12 protein-coding genes are annotated in these 12543 nt (G+C 59.1%); 9 read left to right on the plus strand and 3 right to left on the minus strand.

Features of this window, described 5'->3' with window-relative positions; genetic code table 11:
* Positions 1–41 precede the first annotated feature (41 nt).
* The 5 genes from AGR2A_RS07770 to AGR2A_RS07790 all read left to right on the plus strand — a co-directional run bounded on the left by AGR2A_RS07770 (position 42) and on the right by AGR2A_RS07790 (position 5828).
* Positions 42–986: an ABC transporter permease gene (locus tag AGR2A_RS07770; RefSeq protein WP_004441204.1), complete on the plus strand. Its 945-nt coding sequence runs from the start codon at positions 42–44 to the stop codon at positions 984–986.
* A complete protein-coding gene (locus AGR2A_RS07775) occupies positions 976–1875 on the plus strand; it encodes an ABC transporter permease (protein WP_072494286.1) in 900 nt (299 codons plus the stop codon). Before AGR2A_RS07770 ends, AGR2A_RS07775 begins: the two co-directional genes overlap by 11 nt.
* 139 nt (positions 1876–2014) lie before the next feature.
* Positions 2015–3082, plus strand: a complete 1068-nt coding sequence (locus tag AGR2A_RS07780; protein WP_037089019.1) for an ABC transporter ATP-binding protein — start codon at positions 2015–2017, stop codon at positions 3080–3082.
* Positions 3083–3093: 11 nt separating this feature from the next.
* Positions 3094–4104 carry an ABC transporter ATP-binding protein gene (locus AGR2A_RS07785; protein ID WP_072494287.1) on the plus strand — a complete coding sequence of 337 codons (1011 nt, stop codon included), beginning with the start codon at positions 3094–3096 and terminating at the stop codon, positions 4102–4104.
* 230 nt (positions 4105–4334) lie between these two features.
* On the plus strand, positions 4335–5828 hold the full coding sequence (locus AGR2A_RS07790) for an ABC transporter substrate-binding protein (protein ID WP_004441211.1): 1494 nt from the start codon (positions 4335–4337) through the stop codon (positions 5826–5828).
* 391 nt (positions 5829–6219) lie between these two features.
* Here the strand turns inward: AGR2A_RS07790 and AGR2A_RS07795 are convergent, their stop codons facing one another.
* On the minus strand, positions 6220–6474 hold the full coding sequence (locus AGR2A_RS07795; RefSeq protein WP_004441212.1) for a heavy-metal-associated domain-containing protein: 255 nt from the start codon (positions 6472–6474) through the stop codon (positions 6220–6222).
* A gap of 96 nt (positions 6475–6570) precedes the next feature.
* On the minus strand, positions 6571–8028 hold the full coding sequence (locus AGR2A_RS07800; RefSeq protein ID WP_004441214.1) for a TrkH family potassium uptake protein: 1458 nt from the start codon (positions 8026–8028) through the stop codon (positions 6571–6573).
* 80 nt (positions 8029–8108) lie between these two features.
* Between AGR2A_RS07800 and ilvA the strand changes: the two genes are divergently transcribed.
* Positions 8109–9383 (plus strand): threonine ammonia-lyase, encoded by a 1275-nt coding sequence (gene ilvA / locus AGR2A_RS07805; RefSeq protein WP_004441216.1) that lies wholly within the window; start codon positions 8109–8111, stop codon positions 9381–9383.
* A gap of 71 nt (positions 9384–9454) precedes the next feature.
* Positions 9455–9766, plus strand: a complete 312-nt coding sequence (locus AGR2A_RS07810) for an HlyU family transcriptional regulator (protein WP_004441218.1) — start codon at positions 9455–9457, stop codon at positions 9764–9766.
* Positions 9767–9956: 190 nt separating this feature from the next.
* On the opposite strand, the gene AGR2A_RS07815 is transcribed toward AGR2A_RS07810, so the two are convergent.
* Positions 9957–10574 carry an FMN-dependent NADH-azoreductase gene (locus AGR2A_RS07815; RefSeq protein ID WP_072494288.1) on the minus strand — a complete coding sequence of 206 codons (618 nt, stop codon included), beginning with the start codon at positions 10572–10574 and terminating at the stop codon, positions 9957–9959.
* A 150-nt stretch (positions 10575–10724) separates the two neighbouring features.
* Between AGR2A_RS07815 and AGR2A_RS07820 the strand changes: the two genes are divergently transcribed.
* Positions 10725–11693: a LysR family transcriptional regulator gene (locus tag AGR2A_RS07820; protein WP_072494289.1), complete on the plus strand. Its 969-nt coding sequence runs from the start codon at positions 10725–10727 to the stop codon at positions 11691–11693.
* 273 nt (positions 11694–11966) lie between these two features.
* Entirely contained in the window at positions 11967–12509 is a 543-nt protein-coding gene (locus AGR2A_RS07825) for a DUF2087 domain-containing protein (RefSeq protein WP_072494290.1), read from the plus strand.
* Positions 12510–12543 lie beyond the last annotated feature (34 nt).

Genomic DNA, 12543 nt, shown 5'->3' on the forward strand with positions numbered 1-12543 from the left:
CGATTGCGGTAAAAATGCTAATGCGGTGAAGGAGACCAGCCATGTGGATACAGATATTACAGCGCTTCCTTATCCTGTGCCTGATGTTGGCGATCGTTTCCGTCATCGCGTTTCTTTTGCCCTATATGGCCGGTGGCGATCCGGCCCGTACCATCCTGTTTTCGCGCATGCGTGATACGGCGCTTGATCCACACGCCGTTGAAGCGCTGAGAACCAGCCTCGGGCTCGACCGTCCGCTCTATGTGCAATATTTCGCCTGGCTGTCGAACGCGTTACGCGGTGACCTTGGCTTCTCCTTCACCAGCAGCCAACCCGTCGCCGGTGAGCTTTTGCGTTCCCTCGGCGTGTCGGTGACACTGGCGCTGACGGCGCTGGCAATAGCGGTGGCCGTTGCCCTGCCGCTCGGCACGCTTGCCGCAATGCGTCCCGGCGGAAGGCTGGACAATTTCGCGACGTTGATGATCCAGACCTTCGTCGCCACGCCCGAATACTGGTTCGCGCCCATGTCTGCGCTCGTCTTTGCCCTCTATCTTGGCTGGCTGCCCTCCGCGGGATGGGACAGCTGGCGTTCGCTGGTCCTTCCTGCGCTGACGCTGACCCTGCGACCGCTCGCCTATTTCACGCAGGTGACGCGCGCGGCGATGGCCGAAGTTTTACGCGCCCCTTATATCACAGCGGCGCGCAGCCGCGGGCTGGGCATGCATGGCACGGTCATGCGGCACGGCATCCGCAACGGCTCGCTTCCGGTAGTCACGTTTTTTGCCCTGTGGCTTGCGGGCCTGCTGGGCGGATCGGTGGTGGTGGAGGTGATCTTCGCCATCCCCGGAATGGGTCGGCTTCTCTACGATGCGGTGGTCAACCGCGACATCCCGATGCTGCAGGGCGGCTTCATCTGCATCGTCGCGCTTTCCATCCTGATCAATACCCTGGCCGACAGCTTCTATGTCCTGATCAATCCGGCAATGCGAGGTCGCCATGACCATTAGTCACTTTACACAGGCTGCCGCCATGACGATGACCGCGCCCAGACGTCCCTCGACCCTCAACCGGTTCACGGATTTCATTCGCCGGCGGCACTGGACCTTCTATGCGGGATCGGCGATCTTTCTCGCCATCATCCTGCTGCTCATCATTGCGCCGTGGATTTCGCCTTATAATCCGGCGCAGCAGAACCTTCGCCTGCGGCTGAACGCGCCGAGCGCCGCCCATTGGCTCGGAACGGACCATCTGGGGCGTGATGTGCTCAGCCGTCTGCTCATAGGCGGCCGTTTCACTGTCACCATCTCCGCGATCACCGTCATTCTCTCGGTCGTGATAGGAGCCTTGATCGGCATCGTCAGCGGCCGCAGCCGCGGCATAGTCGATCAGATTTTGATGCGCATCGTGGACCTGCTCATAGCCATACCAGATGTCGTGATCGCGATTTTCCTCGTCGCCATCTTCGGGCCCGGATACGGCACGCTGATCGCCTCGCTGACCATCGTTGGCTGGACGCCTTTCGCACGGCTGGCACGGGGACTGACGCTTTCGATCAATTCCCGTGAATATATCCGCGCGGCAGAGGTGCTTGGATGTACGCGGAGCTTCATCATCTTCCGGCATATTATTCCCAACACGATCTGGCCCATTGCCGCTGTCGCGTTCCTGCGGTTCGGCCACAAGCTGATCACGGTGGGCGGACTGTCATTTCTGGGGCTCGGCGTACAACCGCCGGCCGCCGACTGGGCGCTGATGTTGTCCGATGCGCAGGCCTACGCCGAACGCATGCCCGTTCTGGTTATCGCACCGGGTCTGGCGATTTTCCTAGCGGCGCTCAGCGTGACCTGGATCGGCCATGGCCTCAACCTTGAAACCAAGAAAACGAGCGGTCATTGACGCCCGCGAAGGGGCAATGGTCGATTTGACTGCCGTCAAACATAGATGACGCCACGGACAATGAAGGAGAGTAATATCGTCTGAAGCCGCATGAAAATCCGTAAATGCCTCCGATTCAATAAAAATAAGGGGAACTCTTATGAATATCGAAGGACACACGCATGCCAGCACGGCCATGTCTTCCGAATGCGCACCGCTTCTGGAAATTGAGGACCTGCACGTTTCGGTGCCGGCGCAACATGGCCGGAAATTCGTCATCTCCGGGCTGACGCTTTCCGTCAATGCCGGGGAAGTTGTCGCTCTCGTCGGCGAGTCCGGATCCGGCAAGAGCATGACGGCGCTATCGCTGATGCGGCTCCTGCCACAGGGTGCGGAAATCAATTCCGGCCGAATTTCCTTTGCCGGGCGTGATATTCTCGCCCTGTCATCCGCCGAACTCGACGCGTTGCGCGGCGCAGATATCGGTATGCTGTTTCAGCAGCCACAGGCCATGCTGGATCCCACCAGCCGGGTGAGGACGCAGGTTGCCGAACCGCTATGGGTCCATCGCAAGATGAGCCGGCACGCCGCTCTCAATCGGGTCGTCGGCCTTCTGTCCGATGTCGGTATTCCCGATCCGTCTGCACGGGCGCAATGCTTCGCGCACGAACTTTCCGGCGGCATGGCGCAACGTGTCATGATCGCCGCGGCACTCTCGGGCAATCCGCAACTGCTGATCGCCGACGAGCCGACGACAGCGCTTGATGTCACTGTTCAGGCACAGATATTGCGCCTGCTTGATGACGAGCGCCGCAAGCGCCGGCTGGCCACGCTGCTCATCACCCATGATCTTTCGGTTGTCGCCGCATTCGCGGACCGGATCGCGGTCATGTATGCCGGCCGCATCGTGGAGGAAGGGCCCACCCAGGCGATCCTCAAGGCGCCGCAGCATCCCTATACCAAGGCGCTCATCAGCTGCTCGCTTCTGACCACTGACGGCGAGGGGCAGTTGCTGACAATCCCCGGCTCCAGTTCGCAGGCCCACGACATGTCCTGCGGCTGCCGGTTTCACCCGCGCTGCTCGCTCGCCAAATCCGCCGGCATGGGCAGCCGCTGCATGGCAGCCGAACCGAATCTGAATGCCCTGCCGGAAGGACGCAAGGCCCGGTGCTGGGCAGTCGGTGACGAGCAGGTCAACCATGATCATGCTGGCCACGCAATGTGCTGAAGGAGGTGACGATGTTATCGCCAACGATGAAACAGGCCACGCTATCGGCCGGCAGCGACAGCCGACCCTATGTGATTGCCAAAAATCTTTGCAAATATTACCCCATATCAGGCTTTGGTCACCGGGTGGTGAAATCCGTTGACGACGTGTCGCTGACGATCGGCGAAGGTGAGGTTCTGGGCCTCGTCGGCGAATCCGGCTGCGGCAAAAGCACCGTCGCCGGATTGATAACGCGGCTGACGAACGCGACGAAAGGCGAGGTCAGCATCGGTAATCATAATATACTGCAAATCCAGGGCGAAGAGCTTCGGCGGATGCGTCGGGTCGTGCAACTGGTGTTCCAGGATCCCTATTCGGCACTCGATCCCCGTATGCGCATCGGGCAAAGCATGGAAGCACCGCTTGCCCAGCACGGCATCGGCTCTCGCGAGGAACGCGCGACGCGGGTTTTCCGGATGCTGGAGGAGGTCGGCCTTGATGCCTCATTTTACGATCGTTATCCCAGCCAGTGTTCCGGCGGGCAATTGCAGCGCGTCGTCATAGGGCGCGCACTTCTTCTCAATCCGAGTTTCCTCGTTTGCGATGAGCCGACATCGGCGCTCGACGCCTCCATGCGCACGCAGATACTGAACCTCCTGATGGACATGAAGCGTCGCCACGGTTTGACGGTTCTGATGATTTCCCATGACTTGCGTGTGGTGCGTTATCTGTGCGATCGCATCGCGGTAATGTATCTCGGGCGCGTCGTTGAAATCGCCGACCGTGAAGAGCTTTTCCGGGCGCCGAAGCATCCCTACACCAAGGCTCTCATTGCATCGTCGATGCTGGACGAGACGGGGTTATATGCACCTGAAATGCTCCTGGACGGTGATCTGCCGAGCCCTCTCAATCCTCCCGACGGATGCAAATTCCACACGCGCTGCAAATACGCGACCGCAATATGCGGAGAGGTAGAACCCGTTCTGGAAGGCGTTTCCGGCGAGCATTTCGCGCGTTGCCACCGCTGGCAGGAACTGGGTTGAAGGACGACGCAGCTACAGTTCTCTGGTGCTGTAAAAACAGATGAATTGTGTGTTTGAAGCTTAATATCGGAATAAAATTCCGAGTATAAAACGTAAAATAGATGATATTCGAATGGATAATCGAAAGATATCCATAGGGTATTATTGTTGTAATTTTATGGAATAAGCGAATTTTCGAGAATATGTAAGAGATGTGAGCGTTGTCATCAAAAATAAAAGGGGAATCTTCTATGATGAAGCACGCACTTTTGGCGACGTGCGCCGTTGTTGTCTCATTCGGGGCACATGCGGCGACAGCCGGAACGATCACCTATGACGATTATACCGGCGTCAAGACCGGCTGGCAGATGGCTTCCGACGATGCCTATCTCGGCTCGCGGGCGGGATGTTTCGAAAGTCTGGTTCGTGTCGGTTATGACGCGACACTGGAGCCTGGCCTTGCCGAATCCTGGACACAGACCGCGCCGAAGGTCTGGGAATTCAAGCTGCGCAAGGGTGTGAAATTCCAGAATGGTGAGCCGCTCAATGCCGCAGCCGCGGTCAATGCACTCACCAATCTTCTGAAAGCGCCTGTTCCGGCGCGCGCCTTCTCGCCCAAGCTGATCGCCGCTGTTGATGCCGATGGTGACGATATCGTGAAGATCACGACCATCGAGCCATCGGTGCTGCTGCCGGCGCAAATGGGAAGTCCGGCAACGTCGATCCTCGCGCCTTCAGCCTATAAGGATGGCAAGGTCGATCCGATCGGAACCTGCACCGGACCCTTCAAGATTACCAAGGTCGATGCCAACCAATATATGGAGCTGACCGCAAACCATGACTATTGGGCCGGTATGCCGAAGCTTTCGGGCGGCCGCGTGAACTTTATTCCGGACGCCGATACGCGCGCCACCCAGATAAGAAGCGGTGAAGTGCAGATTTCGCGCATGATCCCGCCTTGGACAGTGAAGACCGTTGAAGCGGCCAAGGGCGTCAAGGTTGCGCCGATCACCGTGCCGCGGATCACCGAAATGCTGCTCAATAATTCAAAGGCGCCTTTCAAGGATATCAAGGTTCGGCAGGCGATCCGGGCTGCCATCGATACCGCCGGTATTGCGGACAGCATCTATGAAGGCGTGGTAAAGCCCGCAACGATGCCCTTCGCACCGGGTGAGCCGTGGGCGCCGCAAGACGTCACACCCGCTTATGACCTGGAGAAGGCAAAGGCTCTGCTGAAAGAGGCCGGAGTTGCTCCCGGCAGCCTGAAGTTGACGCTTCTCGCCTACACGGAAAGAACCGAACTCAAGGATGTTGCCGCCGTTATCCAGGCCCAATTGCAGGAAATCGGCATCAAGGTCGATGTTCGCGTTGCCGATTACACAGCGATCGAGCCCGATCTCCTGTCCGGCAACTTCGACATGGTTCTTCTGTCGCGCGGTTACGCCACTGACGTTGCAGAGCCGATCGGTTTCCTGAACGCCGACTACACCTGCACAGGCGGTTACAACATCTCGCATTATTGCAGCGAAGAGACGGACAAGCTGATCAAATCGGCCTATGCGGTGGCCGAGCCGGCCAAGCGTTACGCCATCTATGCCGAGGCGGCGAAGAGGGTTTACGATGAAGCGGTCACCGTCTACCTCATCCACGAGACGGCTTTCGATGCCTATTCGGACAAGGTCGAGAACTTCAAGCCGCATCCGATCAACTACTTCATCATGACCAAGGATCTGGCGGTGAAATAAGCCAATGTCACGTTGCTGACGGGGTGTGGCCCGGTTCGCAAGAGCCGGGTCTCTTTTATGAGAAGGCCCCTGAACCTCTCCGCCGTCATTCCGGCCCTGTGCCGGAATCCAGCCAGCCCAGGTCCTTGGACTTAAAGGAGTCTTCCCGCCGTACAGACGCACGTCAGCTGGATTCCGACTCAGAGCCGGAATGACGGAGGAGGGCAGATTCGTTTCATTAAACTTGGAAAACCTCCTCCGTCACCCTTGATTGAAAGGGAGAGGGCGTTTGCCGTCCGGGAGGAGAGAGGGACGGATGCCGTCCAAACCCGTCACGCAGTTCAGCGCGAAGCGGGGCAGGCAGTTCGATCCGGCGGCGGCTGTATGAAAGCGCCGCCGGTATCTCGTCTGATCAGGCGCGTGCTTCCGGCGTGTATCCAGCCGCGGTGATGATTTCTGCGATACGTGCCGCATCGGAGATGCCGCCAACCACGACTGTGCGGCTTGCCGGATCGGCATGTACGGCAGCGCCGGGAACGGTCTTCTCGATCGCACCCTTGATCACACCGGCGCAGTGCCCGCAGGTCATGTCTTCAACGTGGAAAGAAAGGTCGGCATTGACGGGTGCGGCAGTGGTTTCCGGGTGATGCTGGTGAGCGGTGCACATAGGCGGTTCTCCGTGATTGGGAATTCGTAACAGGGAGAGCCTGGACTATTCCAACGTGGGAAGGTCAAGCGCTTTATTCGCCCGAAGCCCGTGATTTCAGCTCTTCCAGAAAATCGGCATCAGCAGCACCAGAACCGTCAGGATTTCCAGACGCCCCAGCAGCATCAGGATCGACAGGAGATAGAGCGCCGGTTCGCTGATCGTGGAGAAATTGCCTGCCGGGCCGATGATCGGGCCGATGCCGGGGCCGACATTGGCAAGCGAGGTCGCCACAGCCGAGGTGGCGGTGAGGAAATCATAGCCCATCAGGCTCATGGCCAGACTGCCGGCAATCCAAAGTGCGATGAAACAGCTGATGAAGAGAAAGATGGTGCGGATGGTTTCCGGATCGACCACCTGCTGGCCGTAGCGCACGGAATAGACGGCGTTCGGATAGATCAGCTTCTTGAGTCCGGCCCGCGCCACGTTGAAGATGATGAGAAAACGATAGGCCTTGATGCCGCCGGCCGTCGAGCCCGAGCAGCCGCCCATGAAAGTGGCGAAAAAGGCGACGACGACGACGAAGGGCCCCCACAGCGTGTAGTCATCGCTGGCAAAGCCGCCGGTCGACAGGATGGAAGTCATGTTGAAGAAGGAATGGCTGAGCGCATCATCCAGCGGCACGCCGTTCCTGAAATGGTGGTAGACACCAACGGCAACCGAGATCGCACAGAGGTAGCCGAGGAAGACGGCGATCTGCGGGTCGCGCAGCGTCTCCAGCCGGCGCCGCACGGCGAGCAGGATCATGACCGAGAATGGCAGGCTGCCGAAGATGAGGAAGATGGTGGCGATCCACAGCAGGGCCGTATTGTTGAAATAGGCGAAGGACGCGTCATGGGTGGAGAAGCCGCCCGTCGCAACCGTGGACATGGCATGGTTCAGCGCATCGAAATGCGACATGCCGGCAAAATCATAAGCGATGGTACAGGCGAGCGTCATGACGATGTAGATCGCCACGAAAGCCCGGGTGAAGCTTGCCAGCCGGGCGAAGGGGCGGTCGTTGCCGGTGTCGGAGGATTCCATGCGGAAGAAGGTCATGCCGCCGACGCGCAGCAGCGGCAGGATGAAGAGGCCGAGTGCGACAATACCGATGCCGCCGAGCCAGCACAGCAGCGACCGCCACAGGAGAATACCCTGCGGCGCATTGTCGAGACCCGAAATGGCTGTGGATCCGGTCGTCGTGATGGCGGAGACGGACTCGAAAAGCGCCTGGCCGGGCGTCAGGCCGAGTTCGGACAGATAAAGCGGCACTGCACCGACGATGGAAAACACCAGCCAGAGCAGGTTGACGAGCAAAAAGCCGAAACGTTTGTTGAACGAAGCGATCGGCCCGCGCGTGGCGAGCGCGCAGGCAAGCGCGAACCCACCACACATGAAGCCGGAAAGCGCGAACACCATCCAGTCGTCATTGCCGTAATAAAGATCCGTCAGTGCGGGCAGGAACATGGCCGTGGCGAGATAGAGCCCGAAGATGGACGCTACATATATGACCGAGCGCAGAAGGTTACTGTTCAAGAAATGAAACCCGGAGTTCGTGGCCGCGCTGAAATGAGTCTTTGTCTCGGACGCCTTCCTATGGCATAGCGGGTGCCATTATGAATTTCAATGGATTGACTATCGTGGACAAGCAGCTTGTGGAAGCAGCGCGGCGGGAAGTGCGGGAAATATTCCCGGAAACGCCGCTGCAGTTGAATGAACATCTCAGCCGTCGGTATGGCGCGTCGATTTGGCTGAAGCGTGAGGATCTGTCCCCGGTTCGTTCCTACAAGATTAGAGGCGCATTCAATTTTCTTCGCAAGGCGGTGGCCAAGGCCGGCAAGGGCAAGATTTTCGTCTGTGCTTCGGCTGGAAACCACGCCCAGGGTTTTGCTTTCGCCTGCCGCCATTTCGGCGTTCATGGCGTTGTTTTCATGCCGGTGACCACACCGCAGCAGAAGATCGAAAAGACCCGCATCTTCGGCGGCGAGTTCATCTCCATCCGTCTGGTGGGCGATATATTCGACCAGTGTTACGCTGCTGCCCGCCAGCACGTGCAGGACAATGACGGCTACATGGTGCCGCCGTTCGACCATGAGGATATCATCGAGGGCCAGGCGACGGTTGCCGCCGAGATCATGGACCAGCTCCCGGATGGCACTAAGCCTGACATCGTCGTGATGCCTGTCGGCGGTGGCGGTCTTTCGGCAGGCCTGTCCGGATTTTTGGCCGGGACGGTCCGCAAGGAAAACTTCGTGTTCTGCGAGCCGGAAGGCGCACCGAGCCTGAAGAAAAGCCTCGAACGTGGCGAACCGGTGACGCTGAACAAGATCGATAATTTTGTCGATGGCGCCGCCGTCGCCCGCATCGGCGACCTCAACTTCAAGGCGCTGAAGGATTTCCCGGCCGATCAGGTCCAGCTCATCCCGGAAAATGCCATCTGCGTGACGATCATCGAGATGCTGAATCTTGAAGGCGTGGTGCTGGAGCCCGCAGGCGCGCTCTCGATCGCCGCGCTGGAAAAGCTCGGCCGCGAAAAGCTGGAAGGCAAAACGGTCGTCGCCGTGGTTTCCGGCGGCAATTTCGATTTCGAGCGCCTGCCGGATGTGAAGGAGCGCGCCATGCGTTACACGGGCGTGAAGAAATACTTCATCCTGCGCCTGCCGCAGCGTCCGGGTGCGCTTCGCGATTTCCTCAACCTGCTTGGGCCGGATGATGATATCGCCCGTTTCGAATATCTGAAAAAATCGGCCCGCAACTTCGGCTCGATCCTTATCGGCATCGAAACCAGCGCGAAGGAGAACTTCGCCGGCCTGCTGGAGCGCTTCGAAGCGGCCGGTCTCGGTTATGAGGACATCACCGAAAATGACATCCTGTCAAACCTGATCATCTGATCGGAAGAGGCAGGGAAGGGCGGGGTGTCATCCGCCCTTCAAACGTGACACGAATTGAGGGAGTGCAAGCCATGGCATCGTTTTTTTCCAAAATCCTCTCGGCCTTCGGCTCCGGCCAGCCGTCTTCCGACGCCCCGCAGAAGACGGCGCAGGCAGAACCGCATGCGCATGGCGACTATCTGATCTATGCGACCCCGATCAAGGAAGGTGGCCAGTTCCGCCTGGCTGGCCGTATTGAAAAAAAGGCCGGTGACGAGGTGCTGGTGCATGAATTCGTGCGGGCCGACGTCTTCACCAGCCTCGATGATGCGGTGGAGTTCACCATCCGCAAGGCGAAGCTGATTATCGATCAGAACGGCTCATCTCTCTTCCCGGGAAAATGATGACGGCTGCATTGAGTGCCTGAACGCTACGGCCTTCAGGGACGGGCAGCATTTCTGTGCTTTGTTATCTGAATCTGTTGCGTGGCCTACGTGGCAAAGAATAACGGCCGGGACAGGGTCCACGGCCGTTACGGAACGGAGCTCGGTCAATACCCGGCGGTCATGCCGGGATTGCCTTTGAATGAATGCCTCAGGCGGCCTGTGCCAGTTCTTCCACCTTGGCTTCGGCAGCGGCTACAGCCTTTTCGACGGCTTCGGGGCCGAAAGCCAGACCCTCGACGTAGATCACTTCCACATCGGTCATGCCCATGAAGCCGAGAACGGTCTTCAGATAGGGAACGGCATGGTTCATCGAAACGGCCGGGCCTTCGGAGTAAACGCCGGCAGCCGCCAGGACGATGTACACCTTCTTGCCAGTGGCGAGACCGACCGGGCCGGTTTCGGTGTATTTGAAGGTCTGGCCAGCGCGGGCGACGTTGTCGATCCACGACTTCAGGCCGGAATAGATGTTGAAGTTGATGAGGCCGGTGCCGATGACGACGGTGTCGGCGGCCAGAAGCTCTGTAACGAGCTTGTCGGAATAATCGGCTGCAACCGCTTCTTCAGCCGTGCGCTGATCGGGTGCCTTGCGGATTGCGGCTGTCTTGACGGTGTCGAGATGCGGGATCGGGTCAGCTGCGAGATCGCGGTGGACAAGGGTGTTGGAAGCCGACTTGGCCTTCAGCTTGCTGGCGAGCTCACCGGCGAACTTGTTCGAAACCGATTCGTCGCCGCGCGGGCTGGAGGTGATGAGAAGAATGTTGGACATGGTCTTTTCCTTGCATATGCGATGAATTGACGGGCGCCTTGGGAGGGCGGGAGAGCACGATGCCCTGCCTTTGCGCTCTATATGAAAAATTACTGCCATCAAGAAAACTGTGATAATGTGGAAGCAATCTATCGATGAAATGGATGGGACATGGACGCGAACCCAACGCTCGATCAATTGCAGGTATTCTTGACGGTTGCCGAGACCGGCAGTTTCTCCGCCGCATCGCGGGCGCTCAATCGTGCGCAGTCGGTGGTCAGTTACACCATCGCCAATCTCGAAGCGCAGCTTGAGGTTACGCTTTTTGAGCGCAACGGGGTGCGCCAGCCGAAGCTGACGGACGAAGGGCGCGCCATGCTGGAGGATGCAAGGCGCATCGTCGCTGGTCTGCAGGAAATGCGTGCCCGCGCCAAGGGGCTGAAACAGGGGCTGGAAGCGGAACTTTCCGTAGCTATCAGCACCATGGTGCCGGCGGAGGCCGTGGTGGCTGTGCTGCGGGATTTTCGCACGCAATTCCCAACCGTAGCCCTCAGCCTCAATGTTGGCGAGCTGGGCATGGTCATGGACATGGTGCTCTCCCGCAAGGCAGGCATCGGCATTGGTGGGGCGATGCTGCGCCAGGATGATGAGCTCGTCGTCGAAAAGGTGGGCCATTCCTTCATGCTGCCGGTCGTCGCGTCGGATCACCCGCTGGCGCAGATCGAACGCCCGCTGGTTCTCGCCGACGTGCGCGAGGAGGTTCAGCTTGTCGTCACCGATGCCTCCGGCCTGACCAAGGGCCGCGATTTCAATGTTCTCTCCTACAAGACATGGCGGGTCAGCGACATCGCTACCAAATACCAGCTCATCAAGGGCGGTCTCGGCTGGGGCGGTCTGCCCGCATCGATCGTCCGCAACGATCTTACCAATGGCAGCCTCAAGGTGCTCGAACTCGAGGCCTATGAGCAGGGGGAATATCCGCTGTTTGCACTGCGACGGGTGGATTCGCCTGCGGGTCCGGCGGGGCAATGGCTCGCCGAGGCTTTTCAGCAGCGCCTGTCCGCCTGCCCGAACCATAAGGATTTCAACGGTATGCTTGCTGCCAGCAAACAGAGGACCATTGCTGTCGCCGCTGAGTGATACTGGCTAATTATATGTGGACCGGCCGGGCCTGCTTCTTCGCCCCGGCTGGGAGAGGAAACGCGCGGCAACCTGGGCGCTATGCCGCAGAGGCCAATTGACGTGGGCGGATCGCCTGCCTATACCTAATCACGGTCTGCAGTTCACCGAGGCATCGCCGTCCCGCATGGGAAGCTAAACCTGCATATTTATGGTTTGACAGCACTTATCCCGTGCCTTGTCGGAAGCCGGCGATCAGCGACACCTTTTCGGAATGGCACTTGAGGGTAAGTCATGCCACGTTCGATCCTTTCCATTGATATCGCCGATCTCTCGACCTTTGCCAAATCCGTGCGCGAGCAGATCGGCAGGCTGGACCGCCAGCCGAGCCATGTGGAGATGCTCAATCTTCTGAGCCGGGCCGCCGGTTTTCGAAATTTCCAGCATCTGCGCGCTGACCGCATCTCTTCCGCCGAAAGTACAACCGCTCAGCCTGAGCTGCTGCCAGCCGTCAATGAGGGCAGGGTGCTGAAGACCGTTCGTGTCTTTGATGCCGCCGGCCGGCTGATGCAATGGCCGGCCCGTCGGTCGCATCAGGAACTGTGCCTCTGGTATCTCTGGGCAAAAATTCCCGCCGGGCAGAGTTTTTCCGAGCGAGAATTCAGCAGCTTTCTGGATAGCCTGCACCTGTTCGGGGATGCGGCCATGCTGAGGCGCGACATGGTTGGCCTGAGACTCATCCGCCGTAACCGTGACGGCAGCGACTATCGGCGTGTCGAACAGAAGCCGCCGCAGGAACTGCCGATGCTGTTACGCACGTTGGCTGGGCGCGACTAGGAAAATACCTCCCGGCGACAGGTCGCCGGGAGGG

Source organism: Agrobacterium genomosp. 2 str. CFBP 5494, assembly GCF_900013495.1.
GTDB lineage: Bacteria > Pseudomonadota > Alphaproteobacteria > Rhizobiales > Rhizobiaceae > Agrobacterium > Agrobacterium pusense.

Excerpts from the sequence above, each read along its gene's own strand:
- AGR2A_RS07795 (WP_004441212.1), bottom strand. The coding sequence starts at position 6,474 with ATGTGCACCGCTCACCAGCATCACCCGGAAACCACTGCCGCACCCGTC.
- AGR2A_RS07790 (WP_004441211.1), top strand. The coding sequence starts at position 4,335 with ATGATGAAGCACGCACTTTTGGCGACGTGCGCCGTTGTTGTCTCATTC.
- AGR2A_RS07775 (WP_072494286.1), top strand. The coding sequence starts at position 976 with ATGACCATTAGTCACTTTACACAGGCTGCCGCCATGACGATGACCGCG.
- AGR2A_RS07780 (WP_037089019.1), top strand. The coding sequence starts at position 2,015 with ATGAATATCGAAGGACACACGCATGCCAGCACGGCCATGTCTTCCGAA.
- AGR2A_RS07825 (WP_072494290.1), top strand. The coding sequence starts at position 11,967 with ATGCCACGTTCGATCCTTTCCATTGATATCGCCGATCTCTCGACCTTT.
- AGR2A_RS07810 (WP_004441218.1), top strand. The coding sequence starts at position 9,455 with ATGGCATCGTTTTTTTCCAAAATCCTCTCGGCCTTCGGCTCCGGCCAG.
- ilvA (WP_004441216.1), top strand. The coding sequence starts at position 8,109 with ATGAATTTCAATGGATTGACTATCGTGGACAAGCAGCTTGTGGAAGCA.
- AGR2A_RS07785 (WP_072494287.1), top strand. The coding sequence starts at position 3,094 with ATGTTATCGCCAACGATGAAACAGGCCACGCTATCGGCCGGCAGCGAC.
- AGR2A_RS07820 (WP_072494289.1), top strand. The coding sequence starts at position 10,725 with ATGGACGCGAACCCAACGCTCGATCAATTGCAGGTATTCTTGACGGTT.
- AGR2A_RS07815 (WP_072494288.1), bottom strand. The coding sequence starts at position 10,574 with ATGTCCAACATTCTTCTCATCACCTCCAGCCCGCGCGGCGACGAATCG.
- AGR2A_RS07770 (WP_004441204.1), top strand. The coding sequence starts at position 42 with ATGTGGATACAGATATTACAGCGCTTCCTTATCCTGTGCCTGATGTTG.